Genomic DNA, 26,275 nt, shown 5'->3' with positions numbered 1-26,275 from the left:
AAAGCGGGGATCTTCTAAAGCACTCTCTGCACAAATCTATATCGAGTGTGTTTTAGAAGAGTAACAGAGTCGTTTTCACTCTTGGCAACAACATAGAGGTTACATGATCGGGTACATTGGATTATTCACTTTGATAGTCGTTGCTGTCACGAGTAGTTTAGCGAGCATGAGCGGAGTCGTCTCCTATCGACTGCCGCTGCAACACAGACTGCACCTAGATAAAGTAGTGCAGTTACTGACATTACTAAGCATGCTATTTGCGGTTGCTGCTATCGTGGTACTTGCTGTCGCCTTCGCTGTTGATGATTACTCAATAAAATACGTTTCAGACAATTCAAACAGTCAACTTCATCTTGGTTACAAGATTGCTGCTACCTGGGGTGGCCATCAGGGATCGATGCTATTCTGGGTGGTGACGCTGTCACTTTGGGGTGCGGCTCTTTCTTTCGTTCAAGACTCTGTCAGGCGACATGCTATGTGGTTAATGCAGCTTATCGTCGCCATATTTGCTTGGTTTACATTGCTTGCGTCTAATCCATTTGAATTAAATGCCGTAATACCAACTCAAGGCAGAGACTTAAACCCCATGCTTCAAGACATTGGTCTTATCATTCACCCGCCATTGTTGTACGTCGGCTATGTCGGGTTTGCATCGGTATTAGCGCTAGCCTTGGGTTCACTGTTTACTTCGTCTTTGGGAACTTCGGCCAGTTCAACCCAATGGGTGGTAAGCGCAAGAGTGTGCGCCGTGGTTGCGTGGCTATTTTTGACTGCGGGTATCGCTGTCGGCTCTTGGTGGGCGTATTACGAACTCGGTTGGGGAGGCTGGTGGTTCTGGGATCCTGTGGAGAATGCCTCATTGCTACCTTGGTTAACCAGTTGCGCGCTAATACACACTATGATGCTTGCTAAACACCGTCAGTTGGTGTTCTGGACCTATTCTCTTGCATTCATTACGTTCTGCTTGAGTATCCTAGGCACCTTTATTGTTCGCTCAGGCGTATTGACTTCTGTTCATGCATTTGCGGTCGACCCAACCAAAGGTTTCAGTTTGTTGGCGATCTTAACCATCATCTTTGTTCTGGCTTTTGTTTCTTTGATATTACGTTCGGATAGCCTTCATTCTAAGGCTATCACTGACATTCGAACCAAACCTTTTCTGATACTTATTGCTGCAAACCTTTTTACGTTGGCGACTATGGTTGTGGTATTTGGTACGTTTTATCCTATGGTGTATGAGCTTTTGGGCTTAGGCAATATTTCTGTGGGTGCGCCATATTTCAATTTGTTGTTTGGTCCACTCTCAATTTTTGCTTTATTTGTCATGGGTTTTGTACCGTTTTGTCGGTGGAAATCTGATGAGAAACGAGTGCTTACCCCACTCATGGCGGTCTTGTTTGTTGCCAGTTTAATCGCCGCATTTGCCGTCGTATTGTATTACTCACAACATAACGCACATGTTGGTGCAGAGTGGTCGTTTTGGGCATTTATGACGGTCTGGGGCAGTGTGTGGGTGATGCTGTCTCATCTGCGGCTATTGCACAGTCATAAGATGAATCGTGGCCTGTATGCAGTAATATTGGCACATGTTGGAATTGCGGTGGCCGCATTTGGCTCTGCGATGAATGCTGAGTATTCGTATGAAATGACAAGAAAGCTAGGACCGGGTTCTAGTGTAGAGTTTGGTGATTTTAACGTGCGCTATCTTGATACCCACCTCTATGTTGCTCGCTCGTTCAGTTCAGAACAAGCTGAGATTGAAATTACTCCACTATCGAATCCTTCAAAAATACAACGTGCTTATCCTGAGAAGAGGCACTATCCCGTACGCGTGATGAACATGACAGAGCCTTCTATGACGCCAAAATGGGATGGCGATGTATACATATCATTGGGTGATAAAGTGGATGCTGAGCACTACGCGGTTCGCATCCAGTTTAAAGCTTTTGTGCGATGGATATGGTTTGGGGCGTTCTTGGTTTGTTTATCTGGAGTTTGGATGCTCTTGTCTCAGTTATTCTCTATTAAGCGTGTGCAATGTGAAAATAGTGTAGGAGACGCTAATGTTGTTTAGGAATATCGTAATCACTGGCTTCCTCTTATTATGTTCAATCCTAGCGCCAGTTGTTCATAGTTCGGAGAGCCAATTCGTGGAACTGTTTGAATTTGATTCACCTAAGCAGCAAAAACAAGCGATAGAACTGGCTAAAACACTACGTTGCCCAATGTGTCAAAATCAGAACTTAATTGAGTCAAATTCTCCGGTCGCGAAAGACATTCGTCTAAAAGTGTTCGAATTAATCAAACAAGGGAAAACAAACCAAGAAGTGAAGGACTTTATGGTTGCTCGTTACGGTGAACATGTTCTTTATCGACCATCCATGAGTCGTCATAATGCGTTGCTATGGGGAGCGCCTATCATGTTTGCACTGGGGCTTGTCGTGGTTATCTTTGTTAATGTAAAACGAAAGTCTCAATAATATCTAGTTGATCTTTCAACGGTAATTGTATATTCCTTTAACCCTATTGGTACAAGTAGGGACGGTTGTACATGTCATATTTCATTTCCTCGGACAAACGTTTATTAGATATTCCTCTCATCCATAGAGAGTTAGCTAACAGCTATTGGGCTAAAGGCATTCCTCTCGACGTGGTCGAAAAATCCATCGAACATTCTCTTTGTTTTGGTGTGTATACCGCCTCTAACGAGCAAGTTGGCTTCGCTCGAATGATAACTGATAGAGCGACGTTTGCTTATTTAAGTGATGTATTTGTAGTTGAAAAAGCAAAAGGAGAGGGGTTGGGTAAGCAACTCATTAAAGCCATTGACGAACACCCAGAGCTGCAAGGGTTAAGACGTATCATGCTCGCGACAAGCGACGCTCATGGATTGTATCGGCAGTTTGGTTATCAAGAGGTTAGTAACCCGCAAATCTTAATGCAAAAATGGAATCCTGCGATATATGACTAAATCTGCTGTCACGTTCGACACTATCTCTGAACACCCTGAGTTTAAGGCTACCATTGTTGATTGGTATTATCATCAGTGGGGGAAAAGAGATCCTAACAATTCACTTGAAAGCTATACGACCAAGCTTGATGATTTACTCGAGAATGGCGGTATCCCCGTTAGTGTCGTCGGTGTGCAAGATGGTGAATTGGTTGCGACCGCACACTTGAGACTAAATGAAATTCCAAGTTTCGAGAATTACGAGTTTTGGTTGGGTGGCGTTTATGTGCATCCATCGCGTCGAGCGTCAGGGGTAGCCTCGCAGTTAGTGAAGCAAATGATAGCAGAAGCCAAACAGTTCGGTATCGAGACACTCTACCTTCAAACAGAGAACCTGACAGGTGGGCTCTACGCCAAACTAGGGTGGGAGAAACGGCATCAACTCAATAATAAGGGTGTTGAAGTCATCGTCATGGTAAAGGAGTTAAGCAGTGACGCCTAAACAGCAAACATTTCTAAACCAGTACTTAGAACAGTTAACTACCTCAGAGCGAGCAAGCATAAAAGATGTGATTGCCGAGCATTTTTGTGGCGATTAATATAATGCCAACAAATGTGCGAAGCTAATTAATGAAGGTATTAAAACCGCTTCATGTAGCCTAAAAGCGGGGTATGAGATTGAGCAAGAACCATTGCCTCAAGTTGGGCGGTTGTCTGTTGTTTTGGACTGGGACCAAAATCCTATATGTATCATCAAATTGACATCGGTTGAGGTTTGTCCGTTTAATCAGGTATCTGAAGCGTTTGCTTACGCAGAAGGTGAAGGTGACAGGACCTATCAATGGTGGAAGCAAGCGCATCTACGTTTCTTTGAATGGTACGCGAATGAACTGAACATCACGTTTAGTGAGTATGATGACTTGGTGCTTGAGCGTTTTGAAAAAGTGTTTCCGAGGTAATTAACCATGCTTACTCTAGAGACACCTCGATTGCAACTGAGACAAATTGGTCGTAGTGACTTCAAGCTTTTCCGACTATTACACCAAGATCCAGAGATTATCCGTTTGTGTTTTGATGCCCCTTCAATGGACGAAATTAAACAACGATTCGAAGAGCGACTACCGGTTTGGCAGCCAGGTAGCGATCAGTGGTTATGCATGACAATTGTGTTAAAAAGTAATCAAGCTAAAGTCGGTGTTACAGGGTTCAAGGTATCAAATCGTGTTGCAGAAGTCGGTTACCTCATGCTCACCGAATATCAAGGGATGGGTATTGCTACAGAGTCGCTAAAATGCGTTCTAGATTGGGGAATATCGCAACTCGACGTCTCAAAGTTTAATGCTGTCGTAACTCAAGGTAATCATGGCTCCGAACGAGTGCTAGAGAAATGTGGATTCCACATTAAAGCGATAGAGAAAGAGGCGTATGTTATCGGAGGAAAAACTTACGACGATATTATTTATCAGCGCAATGTGACGAAGAGAGGAGAGTAAAGTGATAAGAAATGTCCAAGAGACAGACAGTATAGCTATTGCTAGGATCTACAATCACTATATTGCTCATTCGACATGTACGTTTGAGGAACACCCTGTAACCGATGCAGACATGGCTGAGCGTATTCGCGTTGTTGTTGATTCCGCTCTACCTTGGTTGGTGTATGAACATCAAGGACAAGTGGTTGGCTATTGTTATGCAAAAAGATGGAATGCACGCAGTGCTTACCGATTTACAGTTGAGTCCTCTGTGTATGTTGACCATGAAACACCAATAAAAGGTGTAGGTTCCAGATTATACGATGCACTGTTTAACGACTTACAGATACGTGGTGTTAAGAATATTATGAGCGTTATCACCTTACCAAATGACGCCAGCGTAAAGTTTCATGACAAGATGGGAATGCAACAGGTCGGTCACTTTAAGCAAATCGGATTTAAGTTTGAGCAGTGGTTGGATGTGGGCTATTGGCAAAAGGTTTTAGATTGATTAACGCCCTATAAATTTTCTTGAATTTATTTTGGTACTGTCCCCATATTATCCTTAGTTCACACTTTTTTTAGGCAACACATTCTGAACTGAGTGATTTTAGCGTTTAATAGATTTTGGAATCATCATGGGCAAGCGATACATCATAAGCAGCAAACATCACGACAACTTTATGTTGCGCCAACAACATGTAGATAAAATAGCCTTGGTGACCGAAGGTGGAGGGCAACGAGGAATCTTTACCGCAGGTGTTCTTGACGCTTTTTTACGTGCCGACTTCAATCCATTTGATTTGCTTATTGGTACGTCCGCTGGTTCGTTGAATCTCGCTTCCTATATCTGTGGACACCAAGGTCATGCCTATAAAGTCATAGCAGAAGCAACTCGCCATCCCGAGTTTTTCAAGCTCACTAAATACCTCTTAAGCGGCGAGGGGTTGGATTTAGACTTTTTGGTCGATAGTGCAGAAGTCAATATTCCACTGAATTGGGATAAGGGCTCGGACCTGTTGAAGACTAAACAGGTTATAGCGGTCGCCACTCATGCTCAAAAGCTGACCTCAGAGTGCTTTGATGTCACGGTTGATAACTGGAAAAATGTGCTAAGGGCGTCATGTGCTATTCCCGCATTGCATAAAAACCCCGTTGTGTTTGATGATGCACGGTGGCTGGATGGTGGTGTTTCAGCTCCAATCCCGGTAGAGGAGGCTTATCGTCGAGGCTACAAACATATTGTGGTCGTTCGTACTATGCCTATCGATTTTGACGACCATCATCCGCTGTTGGAAGCGATTTTAAAACGAGCGCCAACTAAAACGATGAGTGAACTATCAGCAATTCTTATCAAGCATGAGGAAAGCTATCGTAAAACACAGCGTTTTCTCGCATCACCACCTGATGACGTTAACATTTACGAAATCTCGCCGGCAATAAATCTTAAGTCTTCAGTTATTGGCAGTACTAAAAAACAACTTGATGCGGATTATATGCATGGTGTGCGTTTAGGGCGCTTATTTGTGGAAAGTGTTGGCAGAAAACTCGATATTCCCTATACACCATACAAACGGCATAAAATCGTGACATCAGAATTTGCCAATGATGATGCTTATCACCAAAAAATCGATGAGGTTTGGGAGAATCGAACTCGCGGTCATTTTAAAGGCGCGATGGATTGCGATATTGCTTGGGTCAATGTCAACCCACAAAACCTGAATCGAGCGTTGGTTTTAGTACAAGGCCGCAATGAGTCGTGTTGGAAATATAAAGAGTTAATGTATGAACTCAGCCAGCATTTTAGTGTTTACTCTTTTGATCACCGAGGGCAAGGCGAGTCAGAACGATTGGTTGAAAATAGCGAGTTGGGTCATATTGATCAGTTTGTCCATTATGTAGATGATTTAGCGCAGTTTGTCGAGAATGTGGTTCGCAACAAAGACAGCGATGAAGTGATGATGTTGGCGCACTCAATGGGCGGAGCGATTGCGACGCAATTTATTGCAAAATACCCTGACACGATTAAAGCGTGTGCGTTGACGAGTCCAATGTTTGGAATCAAGCTACCTAAGGTGGTAGGTGGCATACAAACCGCAACGATTAAGATGATCAGTCAGCTGCAGAAAACGCCGCACTTTGCACCCAAGCAAACTGCGTTTGTAACCAAAACGTTTGAAGGAAATGATCATACAAGTAGTCCAACGCGTTTTAAAGCATACAGTGACCTATTGAATAATCACCCCAAACTAAGACTTGGTGGAGTGAGCCCCAAGTGGATTACGGAAGCGATGGCTGCGGGTAAAACATGTATTTCCCAAGCGAAAAACATCAAAACGCCAATCTTAATTATTCAACCAGAAGGTGACAATGTCGTTTCCCTATCGGCACAAGATTCGTTTAATGAAAAGTGTACGAGCTCTCGACTATTGACCATACCTCACGCAAGACACGATGTGCTCATTGAAGCGGACCGCTATCGAGATTGGGCATTGAAACACATTATGAATTTTTATGACCACAAGCATAAATTCATGTAGTTCGCGCAATGTGAGAACGCGCGGGACCATCTGATAAGGAATAACGATGACCACGCTAAAAACTCGTCCTACAACAGAAGACCCCAGTGCTTTTATTGAATCAGTTAAGAATGAGCAAAGAAGGAGAGATGCTGAGACTTTGCTCACAATGTTTACCAAAGTGACTGGGCGGCAACCTGTTATGTGGAGAGAAAGCATTATCGGCTTTGGCGAATACGGTTACACTAACACTCGAGGAACGTATTCTTGGATGATGACGGGCTTTTCGCCACGGAAACAGAACCTGACCCTTTATATCATGCAAGGCTTTGACAATCTCCAATCCGAACTGGAGAAACTTGGCCAGTTCAGAACGGCAAAGTCATGTCTTTACATAAATAACCTATCAAAAATCGACCTGAAAGCTTTAGAGTTACTGCTTGTAAAAGCAGTAGCAGAAATGGAGTCTAAATATCTTTGTACCTGAAAGCAGGCTCTAGACAAAAAGAATGACCTGAGTAAAAAGGAGTAACTCAAGTGAGCGTAACTTTCCGCGAGATGCAAATCGCTGACTACGATAACGTGATGACTTTGTGGCGGCAAACTGATCATATGGTGATTCGAGAGGCGGATAACCGCGACAACATCATTGCTTATCTAGATAAAAATCCGAATATGAGTTTTGTGGCCATCCTACATGGAGAAGTAGTGGGTGCTGTTTTAGCAGGAACAGATGGGAGGCGTGGCTACCTGCAGCATTTGGCGGTTGCATCCCAGCATCGTGGAAAACGAATAGGTAAAACATTGGTGGAGAAAGTGACGGACTCTTTTGCTCAAATTGGTATCGAGAAAACGCACTTATTTGTTAAAGCTGACAACGAGGCTGCACAAGAGTTTTATCGTTCTATGGGGTGGGAAGTGCGAAAAGAAGTCAAAATGTATTCATTCAATGCCTCTGCAAACGTCGATATTTAATTTTAACCTTAATGAGTGAAACCAATGAGCCCCATTGTAGTAAAGACCGACACGGTTATCAGGCCTGCAAGTCCATGGTCTCGTTCTGTACATATTTTCCTTAAGTTTTTAGAGCAGCAAGGCATCCATTACGTTCCTAAAGTACTCGCTCTGGATAACGATAATGAGACACTTTCATTGGTAAAAGGCAAAACATTTAACTATCCGTTACTTGAGGAAATAGCCAGTCTACAGGCACTGGAAACAGCGGCGAGACTGCAAAGGCGGCTTCATGACGCGAGTGTTGGATTTATTGAGCAGTATGATGTCGCACGTTTAGATTGGATGCTGAGCTCAGACACCGAATCTGAAGTTATGTGTCATGGGGACTTTGCACCCTACAACGTGGCATTAGAGGCGAATAATGTCGTCGGGGTATTTGATTTTGATACCGTTCATCCAGGCTCAAGGTTGTGGGATTTATCGTATTCTGTCTATTGCTGGGCACCTTTCAAAACCAACTCGGTAGATAAACTCGGTGATATCGTTCAACAAGTACGTCGGGCAAAAGCATATCTGGATGCGTATGAAATAGATACAGTAAGCCGCTTTAAATTGGTTGAAACGATGGTGTCTCGTTTAAGGTATCTCGCCAGCTTTATGGAAGACAAGGCCAATGAGGGGGATCAAGGTATGCAGCAATGTATAGAGGAAGGTCATAGGCGCAGCTACCTCAACGATATTGATTATCTGCTACGCAACTATGATGAGATTACTCGAGGCATTCGATAGGCTTGTCTAGTCAGTAAGTGACTGGTTAACTTTAGCGCGAATAACTCTGGCTGTGACAGTTGCTGACGCTCCGCCGTCAGACAACACATGCAGAGTGAACTCGGGGTTCATATCACCAGAAGAACCTTGTGCTGCGGCGCTGCCTGCAGAGGCTTCCGCTCCAATTTCAAATTTCCATTCACCGTCTTTCCAATCATCGACCAGCTCTTGTGTGTTTAGAAGAATCAATACTTTGTATGAACGTGCACCCCAGCCAGCACCGAAATCGAGTCGTTTAACCGTAAAGTAGATATGTGGCTCGGCGCCTTTTATTACCATAACACCTTCGCCGCCTCCGACACCCACAACAGGGACTTTGGTCACTTTCATGTTTGCAACACCGTACGCTAATGCTTCATTCATTTGAGCTTGCAAGTGTGGTTCTTTTTTTAGTAACTCCGATATAGTGGTTTGCGCCATAGTGTCGAGTTCATTCCGCTCGGCTAATTTTTGCTGTTCACTCAATGACGAACATCCACTGGCGATGAGAATAATAGCTAGGAATAATAATCGGCGAAACTTCATGTTACATCCTCATCTAAATGTGATGAATTGAATCGAACTAATCTGTGGCACGCATAATAGGGTAGAACACTAGGTGATAACAATGGCCGTCAGGTAAAATCATGGCATTTTATAATATGAGAAGGATAAAGCGCATTGGTCTCGAATCACATAGGCGTGTTGTCAGAATCTACCTAAGCATAGTCGATAGTTTTCATACAGATGACACCGAAGACTATGGCAAGGGTGATCATGTCATCAATCTCTATCTAGAGATGCATGTACAAATGGTTTTATGGCCTATCATTAAAGCAATTAATCTAAACTTAACACCTTCAGGGAGTTGTGAATGAGTGTTTGTTTCCCTCAATTTTTAAAGACTAATGCTATTGCAGTATTTGTTGTATTCGTAATGTCGATGATGAGTGACGTTGCCTTAGCTCAAGATGATACCCCTACTAGGGTACCACCTCCAAAGGCTCAAGTAGCCTTAGACAAAATTAACGCGGAGATAAGAGATCTTTCGGAATCACTCAAAGCTTCTAGTGGAGATCAAAAAGACGCTATTCAATTCCGCCTCTTCAATAAAAACAATGAGCTAAGAGATGTCATCGGTAGCGCGGTTGAATCTAATGATTTACCAAAAGATATGCTCATTGAACAGGTACGGTTCCAGCAAAAATATACAGAAGGCGCGAAAACTTATCTAGAAGATAAGTTAAAAACGGTTGGAGAGCAGTTCAATAACGCCAAAGCTGAGAATAAACTGTCCATTTTAAATACTTATAGTGAAGTTCAAGACTATTTGAACGCCACCTTTAATGCGGCATGGCAAAACCTGATGTGGCTGAACAAACTTGGAGTTCAGGATGAGAGTGGTGAAGCGCAGTTTGAAGTACTAGTCGCGAAAAACCTGAGGTTAACGTCAGCGTCGATCGAATATTTCAACCAACAGGTGGAGGCGATCAATTCTCAGTTGGCATCGGCGCCAGAAGGAGACAAAGCTGCACTTCAAACTAGTCAGTTAGTGCTTAAGCAGCGTATTGGTATTGAAACAGAAAGTCTTCGTAATTTGATCGTTCTAGGTGATGACGTTGGTTTAGAAACGTCTGAATATAAAAGACAAGTATTCTCTGTAACTGGGAATATCACTCAAGACATTTTAGATTCAAAAGTGTTGATTTCGCTGTTGAGTTATTGGTGGAGTGCCGCCGTTGATTGGCTAGGCGATAACGCACCACAGCAACTATTCCAAGTGTTTATTTTCATTCTTATTCTTTTTGTTACACGCGCCGTTGTAAAACTGGTACGCAAGATTGTGACAAAAGCAGTTCACAACAAGAATTTGAAGCTCTCTCACTTGATGCAAAACTTCTTTGTGTCTATGTCGGGAAATATTGTCTGGATTATCGGTATCATGGTTGGGCTGTCACAGATAGGGCTTAACTTAGCGCCTATCTTGACGGGTTTCGGTATCGCAGGTGTGATTATTGGTTTTGCGCTACAAGATACATTATCTAACTTCGCAGCGGGTATGATGCTTCTTATCTACCGCCCATTTGATGTTGGTGATTTTGTTTTTGCTGGTGGTGTAGATGGTAAGGTAAGTCATATGAGTTTGGTCAATACCACGATTCGCACCTTTGATAACCAAATTATCATTGTTCCTAACAGTAAGATCTGGGGAGACGTTATCAAAAACGTTACTCACGAGCGTACTCGTCGAGTAGATATGGTGTTTGGTATTGGTTATGGAGATGACTTGCTCAAAGCTGAATCTGTTTTACATGAGATTATCGAGGCTCACCCTGCGGTTCTTAAATCACCAGAGCCTAACATTCGAGTTCATACACTGAATACCTCATCAGTAGACTTCATCGTTCGACCATGGGTAAAAACAGATGATTACTGGGATGTGTATTGGGATGTGACTAAAGAGGTTAAATTACGCTTTGATAAAGAGGGCATTTCTATACCTTTCCCTCAACAAGACGTGCATTTACATATGGTGGATAAATTGAAGTCTGAGTCTAACGCTTAGTATCAACACAATTATTCATTGATAGGGCTCTAATTTCATAAATTAGAGCCTTTTTATTATCTGTAATATTAGTTATTAAATAAGTTGAATATAAAAGCTCAGAGGTACGATTATGACGGAAGAAAATACAAAGAATAGCGAAGTGACAGTCGTAGACATCAAAATGCCATTTCTATCTATGGTGATATTTATGGTCAAGTTCGCCATCGCATCAATACCAGCTATGATCATCCTTGGGTTGATATTTAGCCTCTTTGGTATGATATTTGGTGGCATTTTTAGCGGCTTTCATGGCGGAATGGGGCACTACTAAAATGTCCTTGTCTAGTCACTGTGGTTGAATTTCTGTAGTATCGAGTGATTGATTCGCTAAGTAGAACTTTAGTAATGATTAGACATATCTTGTTGATTCGATTCAACGAAAAAGCAACAGAGCAAAGCATTAACGAACTTATGGCTTTGTTTGAGGCTATGCCCAAAAAAATAGCAGGAGTGGAAGCGGTAGAGTGGGGTGTGAACGATAGCCCAGAAGGTAAAAATAAATCCTATACGCACAGCGTAATGATGACATTCAAGGATGAAAATGGTCGACAGAACTATCTGCCTCACCCCGAACATGATGCTCTAAAATCGGTGTTCAGACCGATTTTAGACGACATTATCGTATTCGATTACTCAGTTTAAATTCAGCATGTTACAGATTTCTAATACGGTAACGTTGGCAGATTGGGAAATCGAGCTAAATGCAATTCGTTCGATGGGGAGCGGTGGTCAGAATGTTAACAAGGTTTCCACTGCTATCCATCTACGTTTTGATATTAGACGCTCGACACTACCCGCGATATATAAAGAACGTTTGCTTGCAAGCAACGACTCTAGAATCTCTAAGGAAGGTGTCATTGTGATTAAAGCGCAATCACATCGTACTCAAGAGAAAAACCGGGAAGACGCACTTGCGAGGCTAGCTGATTTGATTCGGTCAGTGATGGTCGTGCAAAAGAAACGTCGTGCAACAAAGCCAACTCGTTCATCGCAAATAAGACGCGTGGATAATAAGAAGAAGCAAGGGCAGAAGAAGTCCCTACGTGGAAAGCCAATATTGTAAATCTAGTTAAGGAGAGAAAGTGAAAATAATTAAGGATGATTTGACGGGTCCAGAAATAAAAGCCCTTTTACAAGCTCATTTGGATGACATGTACGCGACTTCTCCTCCAGAAAGTGTTCATGCTCTTGATATTGATGCTCTTCGTCAGCCAGAGATTACGTTCTGGACTGCATGGTTTGAAGATGATTTGGCAGGATGTATAGCCTTAAAAACCATTGAGTCGGGACATGGTGAAATAAAATCGATGCGCACGACAGAGAGTGCTCGTGGCAAGGGAGTAGCAAGAAAACTGCTTGCTCATCTAACCAGTAAGGCCTCAGAAAACGGCTTGACGCGACTGAGTTTAGAGACAGGAACCGAAGCATTTTTCGAACCAGCAAGAAACCTATATCAAAGAGATGGCTTTGTAGAGTGTGAACCATTTGCTAGCTACTCGCTTGACCCTAATAGCGTGTTTATGACGAAATCGCTGACAAGATGAACATGATCGGATTGAAAGAAGCCTTTTGAATATGGGCTCTCTATTTCGCTTCGTTTTCATAGCGAATATAAGTTCAGGGATTGTGGTCTGCATAGCTGGCTACATTTTCCCTATGTTGAAAACATCCGAACTTTCTGATTTCTCATTTTACGTCGCTATCGTGTTATGGGGCGTGGCTGGTTTAGCTTGGGATGGAGGAAGAATAAGCCGAACCTATGACGTCGATGTTGTGTCACAAAAGATGACAGCAATGGTTAGAGACCATAATCTTGAAGCTGAAAAACATAAGCACTATCGACAAAACTACTCTTTTGGTTTTTCTTTATTTGTTGCAGGCGTTTTCCCTCTGCTAATTTCCGCAACTCTCGCTTGGTTAAATTAAAAAGTGGGTAATAATAACGTGGTGAAAATATCTTTAGTTGAACTCGAACAGGTCCTACCTATTCGTCAGCAAGTTCTGTGGCCCGATTTACCAATAGAGAGCTCGCTGGTAGAAGGAGATAACCGAGCGATACATATCGGTGCATTTGTGGATGATAAGTTGGTTTGTGTTGCTTCGATATTTATCGATGGTAATCAAGGTAGGTTACGTAAATTTGCAACGCTTCCTGATTACCAAGGTCAGGGTATTGGCTCACAGGTCATCGAGTTTGTCTTGAACATGCTTGAAAGACAAAATATTGAGGTGTTTTGGTGCGATGCGAGGGAGTCTGCGCTGGATTTCTATAAGAGATTTGGAATGGTTATTGAAGGAGATATCTTTTACAAAAAAGGTGTGGCATACAAAAAGGCGTCGTTAGTTTTATCAACGCTATGATATGAGTAGCAGCACTGCGTTAGTATTGAACACCTTAGACGACAAATATCTCTGACTGCCATATTTGAGTATCTCTTTTGGCGATTCTACACTTTGATAAAACCTACCATGGGTGTAATCGATGGAAGCATTAAAAGAGTGGCGAGTAAACTGCCCGTATTGTGGAGAGGCTTTTGAAACATCAATCGACTGTTCCGTTGATGAGCAAGAGTATATTGAAGACTGTTATGTCTGTTGTCGACCAATCTTGTTTGAGGTCACATTAGACAGTGATGATGTGTTTGTAACAGTAAGACACGAGAACGAAACATAGGTTGAAATTCAATTAATTACGCGTTACAAGATAACCTCTCCTCGATAAAGGATTGTGAGGTTTACTTGGATGTAACGACTTTTTTGACAGGCTTTTCCTTGGGTCTGTCGTTGATACTTGCAATTGGTGCTCAAAATGCGTTTGTTCTAAAACAAGGGCTAAAGAAACACTATGTATTTGCCGTGTGTTCTGTATGTGCAGTTTCTGATGCCATTCTCATTTCTGCGGGTGTCGGCGGCTTCGGTGTCATTATTGAGCGGTTTCCGCAAATCGAAATAGTAGCTCGTTATGCGGGGGCTGCTTTTCTTACTGTATACGGGATCCAAAGCTTGCGTTCTGCTTTCAACAGCAAACATCAACTCGACCCTGAAGGGGATTCAAGTGCAAGTTTGCTAAAAACCATTCTGATTAGTTTAGCGCTAACTTGGCTAAACCCACATGTTTATCTAGATACCGTTGTTTTGCTAGGCTCTATTTCTACCCAATATGCTCCGAATCAGTTCTCTTTCGGGCTCGGTGCCGTGATGGCTTCCTTCGTGTTCTTTTTCTCCTTGGGGTATGGTGCTCGACTGCTAACGCCTATCTTTCATAAACCAATATCATGGAAAGTATTGGAGCTCGTTGTTGGTGCTATTATGTTATCCATCGCCCTTAGCTTGGTTTTGTAACCTAGCTAGATATCGTCAATTTAAACAGGGAAGAAATAATGTCTCACCATAACGCGCAATGTCATTGCGGAAATATAACTCTCAGTTTTGCCAACTGGCCGGCGAATTTAACAAGTTGCAACTGCTCTGTATGTAGTCGTTATGGGACATTATGGGGCTATTATGAGCCTGATTCGGTGACAGTTTCAGTATTACGTCAACCTACAACGGCGTATCAATGGGGTGATGGTTTTATCGACTTTCACCACTGTCCAGAATGCGGATGCGTGACGCATTACACTTCAACGGATAAATCGCCAACCCAGAAAGTTGCTATCAATTTCAAAATGGTGACCCCAGAAAAGATAAGTACCATACACATTCGCTATTTTGATGGTGCAGATAGTTGGAAGTATCTTAATGATTAGATAAGGATTTCGATGAATAATACCAAACTAAGGTTTCAGGATATTACCTTACGCAAGGCGTCAGCCGAAGATCTAGAACCGCTTTATCAACTTATGACGGCTGACGAAGAGTGGACGAAATACAACGGCCCTTACTTCGGTTATGTTCGGCCAAGATTATCTGAATTTAAGCAGCAACAGTTCCAAAAGTTCCTAGATGGTAACACAGGCTTGGTTATAGATTATTTGGGGCGAGCAATAGGCAGTGTTAGCTACTATTGGGAAGATAAAAACACGCGTTGGCTTGAAGCTGGTGTGGCCATTTACGACTCATCACTTTGGGGTAGGGGCATCGGGTTGAAAGCGCTGATTCCATGGGTGGAGCATCTTTTTGCAACATTGGAGATCGAGCGAGTAGGCTTTACTACTTGGTCTGGAAACCCTGGAATGATGCGATGTGCCGAGAAGCTTGGAATGACGCAAGAGGCAAGGCTACGTAAAGTTCGCTATTACCTAGGTGAGTACTTTGATTCGATAAAGTACGGTGTCTTGCGTGAAGAGTGGCAAGAGCTCTACAAGCGTTGGTTGAGTCGAGACCGAGTGTACTTGTTTGACTGGGGTGACACTCTAATGGTCGATGACCCTACACAAACTGGAAAAATGTGTGATTGGTCAAATGTTGAAGTAGTTTCTGGTGCCGTAGAGTTGTTGTCAGCGCTTTCTAAGCAGTATCCTATTTATGTTGCGACCAATGCACAAGATTCTAATGAAATCGATATAAAACAGGCATTTGAACGTGGTGGTTTAGCTCAATACATCACAGGCTACTTCTGTTTTAACAATCTTGGTGTTTCTAAAAATCACCCAGAATTCTATCGGCTCATCGCAGGCAAGTTAGGTATCCCGGCAAACAAGTTGACGATGACCGGCGATCAAAGGGACAAGGACATAGCACCCGCTAAATCCGTTGGCTTAGTCACCAACTGGCTTAATTCGAGTGGTGTGTCCGACCCGTATGATGTTGGCTTCGCCTCGTTGCTTGAGATATTAGATAAAGAGGTGAAGGTCGAGTAAACCTCTAAGAGGCTTGAATCGTTGAGATTAGCTCTTCAGCTTGGTCGAGGTAGCTGCCCCCAAAAAGGTTGCAGTGATTGAGCACATGATAGAGATTATAGATGTGCTTTCTATACTCGAACATAGGCTCAATGGGCAGTACGCTTTCATAACCGTCATAAAATTCCTGCCTGAAACCACCAAAGAGTTCTGTCATAGCGAGATCGCACTCTCGATCTCCCCAATAACTGGCGGGATCATAACAAATAGGCCCAAAGGCTGAGTTAGCCACATTGCCGTTCCAAAGGTCGCCATGCAGCAAAGAAGGTTTAGGGTTATGGCCAGAGAGCTGCTCGTTGATAAGGGAGACAAACTGGTCGATATCGGTAAAGCTGATTTGCTTCTCTTTAAGTAGCTGTAGTTGCCAGCCTATACGTTGTTCAGAGAAAAAGCGGGACCATTTTTTATGCCACTGATTAGGTTGTAAAGTAGCACCAATATAGTTGTCTTGATCAAAGCCAAATTCGGCTTGTTCACCCCATTTGTGCAGTTTTGCTAACTCAATTCCAAACTGATGACTGGCAGTACTCACGTCTAAAGGTTTGACAGGGATGTAATTAAGAATGATGAACGCACATTCTTTAGTTTTGCTAATTAACACCACCTCGGGTACATGAACCGTATTAGTGTCACGGAGCGCTTTGAGGTTATCCGCCTCAATCTCAAATTTAGCAAGGAAGTCTTTGTGATTGGTTTTCACGAAGTAACGCTGATCACCATCGCTAATCATATAGCATTGGTTAATATCGCCACCGCTCATTTTGACACGTTCTTTGATAGAAAAGTTGAACATGAGTGCATCGGATAGCTGATCTGAAATCGCTTGCCACATAAGTTACTCCCGTCTGCCAATCTATGGCTAGTGTAGAACAATATTGACTACATAACATACTGCCAGCGCACAGAATCATTGACGTGCAGCGCGATTTTTCGTACTAGTTCTTACAAACGTGAACTAGGTTTGCTATGTTTAAGTTCTTGTCATTTAAACAATTGCTAGGAGTTCAGTCGTGGTTGTAGATACTGACGGCTATCAGGCATTAATCGAACATCTCGCCATGAATCTTGATGTATTCACTTCAACTTCTGGAGATACGGGCGAAGAAACAATAGAAGATGTGTCCACGGACATGGTCGCGTCCAACATTATGGTGTTGTTTGAACAAAACCCAGAACTTCATTCAAGTGTGCGATTTAAGTTGCTAAAAGAAGTAGATTTAGTGATTCAAGACTTAGAAGAAGTATTGGCTGGAGTTTGGAACAAGCCGGCCACCAATGAGCAGGTTGCATTTCTTGAAGAGTATATAGCGTTAGTCAAAAATCTATTTGATACTGCTGTTGCAATATATGATTAAAGAAAATAACAAAAGGATTGTTCCCTCTCGGGATATTTTATTTCTTTGAGAGGGAGGTATTCTATTACTGAATATTTCTAAAATGCCAAAATGTTGATGCCCAATAAGGATTATCTAGTCTAGAGAGGACCACACCTTTAGATGTAGACGCATGCATAAAAGTATTCCCACCTAAATAAATACCCACGTGCCTAGTTTTTCTGCCCGTTTTAAAAAACACTAAATCACCGCTTTGAGCATTATTGTAAGCTACTTTATGGCCTATTTTAACTTGTTGTGCAGTGGTTCTAGGTAAGCTAACAGCATAAGCATCTTGATAGACAGCTTGTACAAACGCCGAGCAATCGACGCCAGAATAATTGGTGCCACCAAGTCGATAAGGAACGCCTTGCCATTTCTTGTATTCAGCCAAAAATGGTGCATTTTCAGCACTTTTATAATCAACTTGTGTATGTGGTGCTTGGCTTGGTTGGCTCGAACAAGCCGTCAACAATGCCACTATACCGTATGGAATCAATACTTTAACAATTTTCATCTGTCACACTGCTTACATTTATGTGTAATAAATATGTCATTAACGGCCTCTACCATTTCCGAATAATTTTATACCAAATTATCGTTTTGTACTATTTATCCACGAAATTTGGTCGCAATTTAACGATTGATGCAACGGAATCGCTATGAGATCGTCAACACAACGAAAACGTCCAACCTCAATAATTCACTCACTCAGCGCAATATTCATTTTAATCTGTATCTTCTTTATTGCTCTAAGTTGGCTAAGTTCAAGTGGATTAACACAAGTAAAACATCAATTCGATAATTTATCGGATCGCGTACTCCCTCTGGCAATGAATAATGCAGCCTTAACACAAGATACGTTGGAACAAGTAAAGTTACTGAACTATGGAAGCCAGTTATCTTCTGAGGCAGAGTTAAATGCTATCCAGGAACGTATCGCGCTGCTGACTAGCCTTAGTGAAACCCGGGTCAATAGTCTGTTCGAGATTGCAAAAAAGATAGATAGTGCCGTGACTCAAGACCAAAGAGCTCAACTCAGGGAAAAAATAGCTGAATTGCAATCCGTTACTGAGTCCGTATTGGCGTTTCAGTCTCAACTCATTGCAATGAAAGGTCGTATAGATAAGCAAGTGACGGGATTCCGTTATGGGTTAAGTTCTATTGGCCCTGAAATGAATCGTATTAGCCTAATTCTGTCTCAAGACAATCCATTGTCTTCAGATGCGGCGAGTCGATTTATTGCGAGTGCTAGTTCAATGGAGAGCACGTTCTTAGTCATGATGATGCAAGAAGAACTGAGTAAAGCGAAAAGTGAATATCGTGAAATGCGTAATCGAATCGCTGGAATCAACCTAGCATTTGCAGACTTCTCAGATTGGCACCCTGAAGTCAAAGAGTTTGCCAGTCTTATTGCACCATATGAAATGGTTCAGGACGGATTTAAACAAAGTGGTGTACTAAGTCAAATACTCGACAGGCTAGAAGTGGTTGAAAAGCAAAAAGTGGAGTTGGAACGTGCTGTTGTAATAGCCGATGACACGGTACAACTCCTACAGCAAATCTCTGATACTGCCTCGACACTAATAAAAGATAGTCAATCCGTAGTGAATCATACTCTTGATACAACCTCACAATGGTTAATTGCTGCTACAACATTTCTAATTGCAACAATCGTCGTAATCTTCTTCTCTCTGCGTCGATGGATAAATCGACCTTTAAAGAACATCATCTCTCAATTGAAAGGGCTCACAGAATACGAACTAACGGGCAAAGTGATGCTAGCGGGTCCTGCTGAAATGCAAGATATCGCCAGAAAGTTGAACCAAGTTATCGAGTCGACTCATGATTCGATTGAGGTGGTAACGAGAAACTGTGAAACACTCTATCAAACGGCGGAGATAAGTCACGGCGCGGCAGAGGAAACTCGTCTGAGTTTGCGTTCACAAAACGCCTCCCTAGATAGCATGGTGACAACGGTTACAGAACTGGAAGCATCGATTAAGGAGATAGCTCAAGTGACGACTGCGTCGTTTAACGATTCTCAACAAGCGGATAGTTATGCCAACCTTGGTTTGGAAGCGGTATCTGACAACCAAGAACGACTTCATATGTTGGATACGACGTTAGGCAACAATGAAGCGTCAATGACTGAGCTAGATGGCAAAGTGAAGCAGATTCAAGAGATGGTGGATATGATCAGTGGGATTGCAGATAACACTAATCTATTAGCATTAAATGCGGCTATTGAAGCTGCAAGGGCTGGCGAGAAGGGCAGAGGCTTTGCTGTTGTGGCGGACGAAGTTCGTAAACTCGCTAGTGATACTTCTGCACAAACCACAAACATTCGACAAATGATGTCGGAGCTCATCCAAGCAGCCCAAGACTCACGTCAATCGGTTGTCGAGTCACGCAAAGAAATGTCTTTTGCTTTGGAATCCAGCGACCGAGTAAAAACGTCTTTTACTGACATCGCCCATTCAGTGAATCAGATCCGTAACAGGGCAGAGCAAGTTTCTGTGGCTACTGAACAACAAGAGCGTGCCACGGCAGACGTGGGCCGCTCAATCATTCAGGTTACTGAGCAAGGTGAACATTCGAGCATGCAGTTGGAGTCCATGGTAGAAAGTGCTGAGCAAGTAGCGGAAATTGCGGGCCACCAGCAATCGATGTTACATAAATATCAATTGAACCAAGCTTAGTTCTACTGAGAATGGCTAGCGTCGTTCTTATCGTTCCTAAAAGGTTGGGTAAGCAGTTTGTCCAACCTTTGTTCTCTTGGCTCGACAAATGCTGGAATACCGATTACCACGCCATCATGCCCTAACTTAGGTTGAGCACGATAAGTTCCAAACAAGATGTCCCAGATGGATAGAAAGAAGCCAAAGTTGGAATGAGTTTCTTTGACGATCTCCGAGTGATGAACACGGTGAAAATCCGGTGTTACGATAACTTTTCTCAGCAAGGCATCAAACTTCAAAGGCAATTTGCCGTTGCTATGGTTAAACATCGCACTGGCATTGAGTACAATTTCGAAAATAAGCACTGCGATTGGAGGTACGCCTAAGGCAATCACGATCACTATTTTTATCCACATGGAGAGGATGATTTCAATAGGGTGGAATCGAGAGCCTGTGGTGACGTCGATATCCCGATCAGCGTGATGCATTCTATGCAATCGCCAAAGGATTGGAACGCGATGAAAGACTATATGTTGAAAGTAGATTGCTGCATCCAACAGCACTACACAAAGTGGGGCAATTAACCATGTGCTCACTTCGAACTGGTTAAAAAGCCCAATACTATGTTTCTGAGCAAAGAGTGCAGCTTCTATGGCAAGAAGTGGCATGACTAAGGCGAGAATTAGAGAGTTAAGGCCAACTAGGCTGAGATTGTTAATCCAACGCAAACGTCGTGTTCTTGTACGTTGTTTTCTAGGTACACACCACTCCCACACCGCACAAATTATGAGTACAGAGAGAAAGATCGACAATCGAATAGAGTCACTGTGTTCCATTGAATAGGGTTTCCTTTTACTTACAAAGTGTACCAGAGTAGAATCCCGCCACCTTTCGCTAGAATACCATGAAAATGAGACGTCACGCCTTCCATAAAATGTACGATGAGCGCCTAGCCGCGGCAACTAAACCATTTAATGCTCGTGGAGCGAAAGTCATACGTTGTAAAAGCTGCCAAATTGCGCAACAGTATTGTATTTGTGAGTACCAGCCAAAACCGAGCAATGACTTTGCAGTGTTGCTGTTGGTTTCTGATGCGGAAATTCTGAAGCCAAGTAATACAGGCCGCCTGATACTTGATACGGTCGAAGAAGGCTATGCGTTTCCTTGGCATCGAACTGAAACTCAACCAGAACTCCGTGCACTGCTAAAAGATGAGACCTATCAACCCGTCATAATCTTTCCAGAAGATTATGTTGATGATAAAAAGCGTTTAATCGACCAAAACCAGTTCGAAGTAGAGGGAACTAAGAAACTCTTGTTTATCCTTTTGGATGGCAGTTGGCGTGAGGCTAGACGTATGTTTAGAAAGTCACCATATCTCAATCAGTTCCCTGTGTGTTCGATTAAGCCTGATGCTTTGTCTAACTATATGATGCGAAAGTCAGAGAACGAAGATCATCTTGCTACCGCAGAAGTTGCGAGTATTGTCTTTGAGCAATTTGGGTCATTGCGTCATTCGATGATATTGAGAGAATGGTTCGCGGTTTTCCGCGAAAGTTACATGTTGAGCAAAACGCGTCTCTCTCCAGATTTATCGCGACCAGCACTGAATAATTTCATAGGTCTAATAAAAAACGAGAACTCGCTCTAAAGTTCCAGTTCTAATGTGATGGCTTGTTGAACAAGCAGTTCGAACAAGGGCATAAATCCGCTCTACGTCACGGTTTGAGGGGGTAGGGATATGGATAATGCCAACAGTTATCTATTTTTTGCCTCAAGTTGAGGTTAGCAAGGAGAGTTGCATGTATTACGGCTTTGATGTCGGTGGCACTAAAATTGAATTTGGTGCATTTAATGAAAAACTTGAACGCGTTGCGACAGAACGTGTACCTACACCAGGCGATGATTATCCGCTACTAGTAGAGACCCTAGCAGGTTTAGTGGCTAAGTACGATGCAGAACTTGGAACCGAAGGTAAAGTAGGTCTTGGTCTGCCTGGTATGGAAGACGCTGACGACGGAACTGTACTCACCGTAAACATTGCATGTGCGAAAGGCAAACCTCTGCGTAGTGACTTAGAAGCGAAGATTGGTCGCGAAGTGAAACTTGAGAATGATGCAAACTGCTTTGCATTGTCTGAAGCATGGGATGACGAACTGAAAGATGCTCCATCTGTAATGGGTCTAATTCTTGGAACTGGCTTTGGTGGTGGGTTGATCTACGAAGGCAAAGTGTTCTCTGGTCGTAACCACGTAGCCGGTGAACTAGGCCATATGCGACTCCCTATTGATGCTTGGTTCCACCTTGGTGAAAAAGCGCCGCTTCTTGATTGTGGCTGCGGTAAGAAAGGGTGTTTAGATAACTACCTATCTGGACGTGGATTCGAGCTACTTTATGCAAACTATTACGGCGAAAAGAAGAAAGCTATCGATATAATTAAAGCACGTGAAGCCGGTGACGCCAATGCTATTGAGTTCGTTGATATGTTCATGGAACTTTTGGCTATTTGTTTCGCTAACATCTTCACGGGCAACGATCCGCATGTGGTTACGTTAGGCGGTGGTCTATCTAACTACGACCTTATTTATGAAGAAATGCCTAAGCGTATCCCTAAATATCTAATGTCTGTGGCGAAGTGTCCGAAAATCGTCAAAGCGAAGCACGGCGATTCTGGTGGTGTTCGTGGTGCAGCATTCCTTAACATCAAGTAGAGTTGATTGGATTGAAAAAAGCGACCAGAAATGGTCGCTTTTTTGTTACTTGCATTAAGCTGAAAATCAGTGACTAACTAGCATTGGGCAGTGCTCTGGTAAAACCAATTGGATTGTGTTCGGCAGCACACAAAACTCGATATTGGTAGCTTCGATAGGTTCACCATCTAAATTTACAGGCATGATACCATCGGAAATCCATTCAATGGTTTTTACCTGATTACGTTTAACGAACATTCCACTATAACCATCATCTTGCATCAACTCCTCAATTACGGCAGGGATATCGCTGGGGGTGAATTCCTCAAGCGACACCACATCTAAATAGCCGTCGTTGATAAAGGAGGTTGGAGAGAGCGCTTGGCCACCACCGGCCATTCTCCCATTGCAAATAGCGCCGACAACCACATTGCTTGTGACAGTTTGACCATCAAACTTCACCGTGCCTTTAAAAGGTTGGAAGTTGATGGCTTGAACGAGGCCTGCGAGCGTGTAGGCTCCTCCGCCAAGGAAGTTTTTTAGGGCAATAGGTGTGTTTGCTGTAACTTGCGCACCAAACCCAGCTGTAGCGATATTCACAAAGTGACGGTCATTCGCTCTCGCTGCATCAACTGGCTTAGACGTTCCCGAAACAGCTAATAGCAAGGCATCGTAAGCAGAATTGGTTGGGATGGAGCAGGCGGTCGCAAAGTCGTTAGCGGTTCCAAGTGGCAAAACCGCAACTTCCATTGTGGTGATATTGTTTTTTAGAAGTGCATCGACTACTTCGTTTATGGTTCCGTCGCCACCTCCAGCAATGAGCCGAGAGACGCCTTGATCCGCCGCTTCTTGTACTAATCTTTCAATATCGCCTCCTTCCCAAGTCACACGGACTTCTATAGGGTAACCTTCACCACGGAGTTGATAGATGGCTTCTCTAATATCATCTTGAGCAGCTTTCTTTCCGTTAAGTAGGAGGCGATAAGTCATATTTTTTCCTTAAAACAGTATGTTATCTAGTCAACACAATGAAAACTATAGCACAAACTTTTCAATGGCTTTCGCTACACCGTCATCGTCATTACTGTCAGTAATATAGTCGGCAATGGATTTAGTTTCTGGCATGGCGTTCGCCATCGCAACACCTTTACCAGCGAATTTGATCATATGATGGTCATTTTCTGCATCACCAAAACACATGGTTTGTTCGTACGGGATATTTAAGTGATCGGCAATAACTTTAACACCTTCACCTTTGTTGCTTAAAGGGTTCAAAAACTCAAGGAAGAATGGGGCGCTTTGTACAATGGTATAGTCGTCGTGGTAGCGCGCTGGGATTTTACCGATGCCCTCAGTTAGTTGAGCTGGCTCACCAACAATCATCGCTTTGATGATCTCGTGATCTTCCTCTAGCTTATTAAAATCATAGATGGTGATATCTAGCTTATTGATCTCAGCTTCGTGGTCGGTGTAAGGATTCGCTTCTGTAGCAATCAAACCCAATTCGCGGCTAAAGGCATGGCAATGCAGGCCGAGCTGTTTCGCTAGGTTCGCTACTTCTTTAGCGCGACGACCATCGATGATTTGTTGATGAAGTATGTCACCTGATACTACCTTCTGTACAAAGGTACCATTGAAATGGATGACATAATCTTCTTCACCGTTCAAACCAAGCTCATTAAGGGCATCTAACATACCGTTGAGAGGGCGACCAGATGCAAGCACCACTTGGACGCCTTGTTGTTTGGCAGATTGGATAGCTTGTTTAGTACGCGGAGAGATTTTTTTATCAGATGTTAGTAGGGTTCCATCCATATCGATGGCAATGAGTTTATACACGTTACTTACCTAAAAAAGAAATAAATCAAACGCCTCTAGGATATGAAAAAGCGCGTTACACTACCAGAGATTTAGTATGACACTTTGTATTGAATTTCTTGGTCGCATCCTTTAAGGTCTGCTCATCTTATATAATTGGCATGATTTGATGAGTAATACTCGATTTAAAATCAACGAGATGTTTGAAACCATCCAAGGTGAGGGCATGTTTACCGGCGTCCCGGCGGTATTTATCCGACTTCAAATTTGTAACGTAGGCTGTTCGTGGTGTGATACGAAGCAGACATGGGATGCGAATAATGAAGACCAGCGTTCGTTTGGAGAAATCATAACTAAACAAGGTGACAGCCCTACGTGGAGCGATGTCGACGCAGCGGAAATTGTGGCTATGTATCAATCGCAGCAGTTTAACGCAAAGCACATTGTGATTACTGGAGGCGAGCCTTGTGAGTATGATCTAACCGCGTTATGTGAAGCCTTTGAAGCCATTGGATGTCGTTGCCAAATCGAAACCAGCGGTACTTCAGAAATAAGAGTCACGCCAGTAACCTGGGTTACGGTGTCACCAAAAGTGGCAATGAAGGGAAAACTTCCTGTACTTTCCTCGTCGTTAGAACGTGCTGATGAAATCAAGCACCCAGTTGCGACGCAAAAAAACGTCGACCAATTAGATGAGCTTTTACAGGGTGTAGAGTTAAAGAGTGATGTGGTTATTGCGCTTCAGCCAATCAGCCAGAAGCCACGTGCAACTGAGTTGTGTATTGAAACTTGTATTCAGAGAAATTGGCGTTTATCAGTTCAAACACATAAATATTTAAGTATTGCTTAAAGGGCGAGGAGATATTGATGAAAAAGGCAGTAGTCGTTTTTAGTGGTGGACAAGATTCAACAACTTGCTTGGTCCAAGCACTTGAGCAGTACGATGAAGTACATGCAATTACGTTTGATTATGGCCAACGCCATAAGCTAGAGATTGAAGTAGCGGAAGCATTGGCAAACAAGCTCAACGTGAAAGCACACAAAGTTATGGACGTTAGCTTGCTCAACGAGCTTGCGATTAGCTCATTAACTCGTGACGATATTCCTGTCTCGCACGAGCTTCAAGAAAATGGTCTGCCGAATTCATTCGTGCCGGGTCGCAATATACTGTTTCTGACACTGGCGGGTATTTACGCCTATCAAATCGGCGCGCAAGCTGTCATTACCGGTGTATGTGAAACGGACTTTTCTGGCTACCCTGACTGTCGAAATGACTTTATCAAAGCTATGAATAGCGCTTTGGTGCAAGGGATGGACAGAGAGTTTGATATTGTTACGCCACTTATGTGGTTAGATAAGGCAGAGACTTGGGCGCTGGCTGATAAGTTTAATGCGCTATCGTTAATCCGAGAAGAAACGTTAACCTGCTATAACGGCGTTATTGGCGACGGTTGTGGAGATTGTCCATCTTGTGATCTTCGAGCGAACGGACTGAATCATTATTTAGAGAATAAGTCTGAAGTGATGGCTTCTCTGAACGAGAAGTCAGAATAAAAAAA

General features: G+C 43.0%; 33 protein-coding genes and 2 pseudogenes. 29 read left to right on the top strand and 6 right to left on the bottom strand.

Annotation, left to right across the window (positions count from 1 at the left end; all coding sequences use genetic code 11):
- Positions 1–103: 103 nt before the first annotated feature.
- The 11 genes and pseudogenes from HOP38_RS08580 to HOP38_RS08530 all read left to right on the top strand — a co-directional run bounded on the left by HOP38_RS08580 (position 104) and on the right by HOP38_RS08530 (position 8,687).
- Positions 104–2,074, top strand: coding sequence for a heme lyase CcmF/NrfE family subunit (locus HOP38_RS08580; RefSeq protein ID WP_198557861.1), 1,971 nt, complete (start codon positions 104–106; stop codon positions 2,072–2,074).
- A complete protein-coding gene (locus HOP38_RS08575) occupies positions 2,064–2,480 on the top strand; it encodes a cytochrome c-type biogenesis protein (protein ID WP_006074220.1) in 417 nt (138 codons plus the stop codon). Before HOP38_RS08580 ends, HOP38_RS08575 begins: the two co-directional genes overlap by 11 nt.
- Positions 2,481–2,551: 71 nt before the next feature.
- Positions 2,552–2,971 carry a GNAT family N-acetyltransferase gene (locus HOP38_RS08570; RefSeq protein WP_006074218.1) on the top strand — a complete coding sequence of 140 codons (420 nt, stop codon included), beginning with the start codon at positions 2,552–2,554 and terminating at the stop codon, positions 2,969–2,971.
- On the top strand, positions 2,964–3,452 hold the full coding sequence (locus tag HOP38_RS08565) for a GNAT family N-acetyltransferase (protein ID WP_198557860.1): 489 nt from the start codon (positions 2,964–2,966) through the stop codon (positions 3,450–3,452). The genes HOP38_RS08570 and HOP38_RS08565 overlap by 8 nt, the downstream gene beginning before the upstream one ends.
- A pseudogene (locus tag HOP38_RS08560) lies at positions 3,442–3,909 on the top strand (ASCH domain-containing protein). The gene HOP38_RS08565 and the pseudogene HOP38_RS08560 overlap by 11 nt, the downstream one beginning before the upstream one ends.
- A gap of 6 nt (positions 3,910–3,915) precedes the next feature.
- Positions 3,916–4,443, top strand: coding sequence for a GNAT family N-acetyltransferase (locus tag HOP38_RS08555; RefSeq protein ID WP_006074213.1), 528 nt, complete (start codon positions 3,916–3,918; stop codon positions 4,441–4,443).
- Position 4,444: 1 nt separating this feature from the next.
- Positions 4,445–4,933, top strand: coding sequence for a GNAT family N-acetyltransferase (locus HOP38_RS08550; RefSeq protein WP_198557859.1), 489 nt, complete (start codon positions 4,445–4,447; stop codon positions 4,931–4,933).
- Between the two features lie 127 nt (positions 4,934–5,060).
- Positions 5,061–6,962 (top strand): alpha/beta fold hydrolase, encoded by a 1,902-nt coding sequence (locus HOP38_RS08545; RefSeq protein WP_006074209.1) that lies wholly within the window; start codon positions 5,061–5,063, stop codon positions 6,960–6,962.
- Between the two features lie 46 nt (positions 6,963–7,008).
- The gene (locus HOP38_RS08540; protein ID WP_198557858.1) at positions 7,009–7,428 is read left to right on the top strand and encodes a DUF1801 domain-containing protein; all 420 of its coding nucleotides are present in this window, start codon (positions 7,009–7,011) and stop codon (positions 7,426–7,428) included.
- Positions 7,429–7,499: 71 nt separating this feature from the next.
- Positions 7,500–7,916, top strand: a complete 417-nt coding sequence (locus tag HOP38_RS08535) for a GNAT family N-acetyltransferase (protein WP_038230407.1) — start codon at positions 7,500–7,502, stop codon at positions 7,914–7,916.
- Positions 7,917–7,940: 24 nt separating this feature from the next.
- The gene (locus tag HOP38_RS08530) at positions 7,941–8,687 is read left to right on the top strand and encodes a phosphotransferase enzyme family protein (RefSeq protein WP_062459675.1); all 747 of its coding nucleotides are present in this window, start codon (positions 7,941–7,943) and stop codon (positions 8,685–8,687) included.
- Positions 8,688–8,693: 6 nt separating this feature from the next.
- On the opposite strand, the gene HOP38_RS08525 is transcribed toward HOP38_RS08530, so the two are convergent.
- The gene (locus HOP38_RS08525) at positions 8,694–9,251 is read right to left on the bottom strand and encodes a lipid-binding SYLF domain-containing protein (protein ID WP_062459678.1); all 558 of its coding nucleotides are present in this window, start codon (positions 9,249–9,251) and stop codon (positions 8,694–8,696) included.
- A 328-nt stretch (positions 9,252–9,579) separates the two neighbouring features.
- On the opposite strand from HOP38_RS08525, the gene HOP38_RS08520 reads away from it, so the two are divergent.
- The 12 genes and pseudogenes from HOP38_RS08520 (at position 9,580) to HOP38_RS26080 (ending at position 16,115) form a co-directional block, all read left to right on the top strand.
- Positions 9,580–11,271 carry a mechanosensitive ion channel domain-containing protein gene (locus HOP38_RS08520; RefSeq protein ID WP_198557857.1) on the top strand — a complete coding sequence of 564 codons (1,692 nt, stop codon included), beginning with the start codon at positions 9,580–9,582 and terminating at the stop codon, positions 11,269–11,271.
- A 112-nt stretch (positions 11,272–11,383) separates the two neighbouring features.
- Positions 11,384–11,584, top strand: coding sequence for a hypothetical protein (locus tag HOP38_RS08515; RefSeq protein WP_063606343.1), 201 nt, complete (start codon positions 11,384–11,386; stop codon positions 11,582–11,584).
- A 74-nt stretch (positions 11,585–11,658) separates the two neighbouring features.
- Entirely contained in the window at positions 11,659–11,955 is a 297-nt protein-coding gene (locus HOP38_RS08510) for a Dabb family protein (RefSeq protein WP_006074197.1), read from the top strand.
- Positions 11,956–11,962: 7 nt separating this feature from the next.
- Positions 11,963–12,376 carry an alternative ribosome rescue aminoacyl-tRNA hydrolase ArfB gene (arfB, locus tag HOP38_RS08505; protein ID WP_096443297.1) on the top strand — a complete coding sequence of 138 codons (414 nt, stop codon included), beginning with the start codon at positions 11,963–11,965 and terminating at the stop codon, positions 12,374–12,376.
- 19 nt (positions 12,377–12,395) lie between these two features.
- The gene (locus HOP38_RS08500; protein ID WP_006074192.1) at positions 12,396–12,857 is read left to right on the top strand and encodes a GNAT family N-acetyltransferase; all 462 of its coding nucleotides are present in this window, start codon (positions 12,396–12,398) and stop codon (positions 12,855–12,857) included.
- Positions 12,858–12,969: 112 nt separating this feature from the next.
- A complete protein-coding gene (locus HOP38_RS08495) occupies positions 12,970–13,239 on the top strand; it encodes a hypothetical protein (RefSeq protein ID WP_242456517.1) in 270 nt (89 codons plus the stop codon).
- Positions 13,240–13,260: 21 nt separating this feature from the next.
- Positions 13,261–13,674 carry a GNAT family N-acetyltransferase gene (locus tag HOP38_RS08490; RefSeq protein ID WP_373682908.1) on the top strand — a complete coding sequence of 138 codons (414 nt, stop codon included), beginning with the start codon at positions 13,261–13,263 and terminating at the stop codon, positions 13,672–13,674.
- Between the two features lie 121 nt (positions 13,675–13,795).
- Positions 13,796–13,987: a CPXCG motif-containing cysteine-rich protein gene (locus HOP38_RS08485; RefSeq protein ID WP_006074186.1), complete on the top strand. Its 192-nt coding sequence runs from the start codon at positions 13,796–13,798 to the stop codon at positions 13,985–13,987.
- A gap of 65 nt (positions 13,988–14,052) precedes the next feature.
- Entirely contained in the window at positions 14,053–14,655 is a 603-nt protein-coding gene (locus HOP38_RS08480) for a LysE/ArgO family amino acid transporter (protein WP_198557855.1), read from the top strand.
- A 38-nt stretch (positions 14,656–14,693) separates the two neighbouring features.
- Positions 14,694–15,062, top strand: a complete 369-nt coding sequence (locus HOP38_RS08475; protein ID WP_198557854.1) for a GFA family protein — start codon at positions 14,694–14,696, stop codon at positions 15,060–15,062.
- Between the two features lie 12 nt (positions 15,063–15,074).
- Positions 15,075–15,641, top strand: a pseudogene (locus tag HOP38_RS26085) (GNAT family N-acetyltransferase); the annotation flags it as partial.
- Complete coding sequence (locus tag HOP38_RS26080; protein WP_373682907.1) at positions 15,627–16,115, top strand: HAD family hydrolase; 489 nt, start codon at positions 15,627–15,629, stop codon at positions 16,113–16,115. The pseudogene HOP38_RS26085 and the gene HOP38_RS26080, both read left to right, overlap by 15 nt.
- A gap of 4 nt (positions 16,116–16,119) precedes the next feature.
- Here HOP38_RS26080 and HOP38_RS08465 read toward each other — a convergent pair whose 3' ends face one another.
- A complete protein-coding gene (locus HOP38_RS08465) occupies positions 16,120–16,986 on the bottom strand; it encodes a fructosamine kinase family protein (protein WP_006074178.1) in 867 nt (288 codons plus the stop codon).
- A gap of 178 nt (positions 16,987–17,164) precedes the next feature.
- Here HOP38_RS08465 and HOP38_RS08460 point away from each other — a divergent pair, with 178 nt between their 5' ends.
- Positions 17,165–17,509: a DUF3802 family protein gene (locus HOP38_RS08460; protein WP_006074176.1), complete on the top strand. Its 345-nt coding sequence runs from the start codon at positions 17,165–17,167 to the stop codon at positions 17,507–17,509.
- Positions 17,510–17,573: 64 nt separating this feature from the next.
- Here the strand turns inward: HOP38_RS08460 and HOP38_RS08455 are convergent, their stop codons facing one another.
- Positions 17,574–18,044, bottom strand: coding sequence for an NlpC/P60 family protein (locus HOP38_RS08455; protein WP_198557852.1), 471 nt, complete (start codon positions 18,042–18,044; stop codon positions 17,574–17,576).
- 145 nt (positions 18,045–18,189) lie between these two features.
- On the opposite strand from HOP38_RS08455, the gene HOP38_RS08450 reads away from it, so the two are divergent.
- Positions 18,190–20,229, top strand: a complete 2,040-nt coding sequence (locus tag HOP38_RS08450; RefSeq protein WP_198557851.1) for a methyl-accepting chemotaxis protein — start codon at positions 18,190–18,192, stop codon at positions 20,227–20,229.
- A gap of 2 nt (positions 20,230–20,231) precedes the next feature.
- Here the strand turns inward: HOP38_RS08450 and HOP38_RS08445 are convergent, their stop codons facing one another.
- Entirely contained in the window at positions 20,232–21,044 is an 813-nt protein-coding gene (locus tag HOP38_RS08445; protein ID WP_006074171.1) for a sterol desaturase family protein, read from the bottom strand.
- A gap of 68 nt (positions 21,045–21,112) precedes the next feature.
- On the opposite strand from HOP38_RS08445, the gene HOP38_RS08440 reads away from it, so the two are divergent.
- A complete protein-coding gene (locus tag HOP38_RS08440) occupies positions 21,113–21,859 on the top strand; it encodes a tRNA-uridine aminocarboxypropyltransferase (RefSeq protein WP_198557850.1) in 747 nt (248 codons plus the stop codon).
- Between the two features lie 151 nt (positions 21,860–22,010).
- Positions 22,011–22,919 (top strand): N-acetylglucosamine kinase, encoded by a 909-nt coding sequence (gene nagK, locus HOP38_RS08435; protein WP_198557849.1) that lies wholly within the window; start codon positions 22,011–22,013, stop codon positions 22,917–22,919.
- A 66-nt stretch (positions 22,920–22,985) separates the two neighbouring features.
- Here the strand turns inward: nagK and yegS are convergent, their stop codons facing one another.
- Both yegS and HOP38_RS08425 read right to left on the bottom strand, forming a co-directional pair.
- Positions 22,986–23,888: a lipid kinase YegS gene (gene yegS / locus HOP38_RS08430; RefSeq protein WP_006074166.1), complete on the bottom strand. Its 903-nt coding sequence runs from the start codon at positions 23,886–23,888 to the stop codon at positions 22,986–22,988.
- 45 nt (positions 23,889–23,933) lie between these two features.
- Positions 23,934–24,737 carry a Cof-type HAD-IIB family hydrolase gene (locus HOP38_RS08425; RefSeq protein WP_198557848.1) on the bottom strand — a complete coding sequence of 268 codons (804 nt, stop codon included), beginning with the start codon at positions 24,735–24,737 and terminating at the stop codon, positions 23,934–23,936.
- Positions 24,738–24,885: 148 nt separating this feature from the next.
- Between HOP38_RS08425 and queE the strand changes: the two genes are divergently transcribed.
- Together queE and queC are read left to right on the top strand one after the other, a co-directional pair.
- Positions 24,886–25,566: a 7-carboxy-7-deazaguanine synthase QueE gene (queE, locus tag HOP38_RS08420; RefSeq protein ID WP_006074162.1), complete on the top strand. Its 681-nt coding sequence runs from the start codon at positions 24,886–24,888 to the stop codon at positions 25,564–25,566.
- A 17-nt stretch (positions 25,567–25,583) separates the two neighbouring features.
- Positions 25,584–26,270, top strand: coding sequence for a 7-cyano-7-deazaguanine synthase QueC (gene queC / locus HOP38_RS08415; protein WP_124939739.1), 687 nt, complete (start codon positions 25,584–25,586; stop codon positions 26,268–26,270).
- The last annotated feature ends 5 nt before the right edge of the window (positions 26,271–26,275 follow it).

Origin of the sequence: Vibrio mediterranei (assembly GCF_013364395.1) — a bacterium.
Classification (GTDB): domain Bacteria; phylum Pseudomonadota; class Gammaproteobacteria; order Enterobacterales; family Vibrionaceae; genus Vibrio; species Vibrio mediterranei.
This window is presented reverse-complemented; position numbering and strand designations above follow the sequence as displayed.

Excerpts from the sequence above, each read along its gene's own strand:
- arfB (WP_096443297.1), top strand. The coding sequence starts at position 11,963 with ATGTTACAGATTTCTAATACGGTAACGTTGGCAGATTGGGAAATCGAG.
- HOP38_RS08515 (WP_063606343.1), top strand. The coding sequence starts at position 11,384 with ATGACGGAAGAAAATACAAAGAATAGCGAAGTGACAGTCGTAGACATC.
- HOP38_RS08495 (WP_242456517.1), top strand. The coding sequence starts at position 12,970 with ATGTTGAAAACATCCGAACTTTCTGATTTCTCATTTTACGTCGCTATC.
- HOP38_RS08475 (WP_198557854.1), top strand. The coding sequence starts at position 14,694 with ATGTCTCACCATAACGCGCAATGTCATTGCGGAAATATAACTCTCAGT.
- HOP38_RS08580 (WP_198557861.1), top strand. The coding sequence starts at position 104 with ATGATCGGGTACATTGGATTATTCACTTTGATAGTCGTTGCTGTCACG.
- HOP38_RS08510 (WP_006074197.1), top strand. The coding sequence starts at position 11,659 with ATGATTAGACATATCTTGTTGATTCGATTCAACGAAAAAGCAACAGAG.
- HOP38_RS08540 (WP_198557858.1), top strand. The coding sequence starts at position 7,009 with ATGACCACGCTAAAAACTCGTCCTACAACAGAAGACCCCAGTGCTTTT.
- nagK (WP_198557849.1), top strand. The coding sequence starts at position 22,011 with ATGTATTACGGCTTTGATGTCGGTGGCACTAAAATTGAATTTGGTGCA.
- HOP38_RS08570 (WP_006074218.1), top strand. The coding sequence starts at position 2,552 with ATGTCATATTTCATTTCCTCGGACAAACGTTTATTAGATATTCCTCTC.
- HOP38_RS08555 (WP_006074213.1), top strand. The coding sequence starts at position 3,916 with ATGCTTACTCTAGAGACACCTCGATTGCAACTGAGACAAATTGGTCGT.
- queC (WP_124939739.1), top strand. The coding sequence starts at position 25,584 with ATGAAAAAGGCAGTAGTCGTTTTTAGTGGTGGACAAGATTCAACAACT.
- queE (WP_006074162.1), top strand. The coding sequence starts at position 24,886 with ATGAGTAATACTCGATTTAAAATCAACGAGATGTTTGAAACCATCCAA.
- HOP38_RS08485 (WP_006074186.1), top strand. The coding sequence starts at position 13,796 with ATGGAAGCATTAAAAGAGTGGCGAGTAAACTGCCCGTATTGTGGAGAG.
- HOP38_RS08530 (WP_062459675.1), top strand. The coding sequence starts at position 7,941 with ATGAGCCCCATTGTAGTAAAGACCGACACGGTTATCAGGCCTGCAAGT.
- HOP38_RS08450 (WP_198557851.1), top strand. The coding sequence starts at position 18,190 with ATGAGATCGTCAACACAACGAAAACGTCCAACCTCAATAATTCACTCA.
- HOP38_RS08565 (WP_198557860.1), top strand. The coding sequence starts at position 2,964 with ATGACTAAATCTGCTGTCACGTTCGACACTATCTCTGAACACCCTGAG.
- HOP38_RS08445 (WP_006074171.1), bottom strand. The coding sequence starts at position 21,044 with ATGGAACACAGTGACTCTATTCGATTGTCGATCTTTCTCTCTGTACTC.
- HOP38_RS08535 (WP_038230407.1), top strand. The coding sequence starts at position 7,500 with ATGCAAATCGCTGACTACGATAACGTGATGACTTTGTGGCGGCAAACT.
- HOP38_RS08525 (WP_062459678.1), bottom strand. The coding sequence starts at position 9,251 with ATGAAGTTTCGCCGATTATTATTCCTAGCTATTATTCTCATCGCCAGT.
- HOP38_RS08465 (WP_006074178.1), bottom strand. The coding sequence starts at position 16,986 with ATGTGGCAAGCGATTTCAGATCAGCTATCCGATGCACTCATGTTCAAC.
- HOP38_RS08440 (WP_198557850.1), top strand. The coding sequence starts at position 21,113 with ATGAAAATGAGACGTCACGCCTTCCATAAAATGTACGATGAGCGCCTA.
- HOP38_RS08575 (WP_006074220.1), top strand. The coding sequence starts at position 2,064 with ATGTTGTTTAGGAATATCGTAATCACTGGCTTCCTCTTATTATGTTCA.
- HOP38_RS08520 (WP_198557857.1), top strand. The coding sequence starts at position 9,580 with ATGAGTGTTTGTTTCCCTCAATTTTTAAAGACTAATGCTATTGCAGTA.
- yegS (WP_006074166.1), bottom strand. The coding sequence starts at position 23,888 with ATGACTTATCGCCTCCTACTTAACGGAAAGAAAGCTGCTCAAGATGAT.
- HOP38_RS08545 (WP_006074209.1), top strand. The coding sequence starts at position 5,061 with ATGGGCAAGCGATACATCATAAGCAGCAAACATCACGACAACTTTATG.
- HOP38_RS08455 (WP_198557852.1), bottom strand. The coding sequence starts at position 18,044 with ATGAAAATTGTTAAAGTATTGATTCCATACGGTATAGTGGCATTGTTG.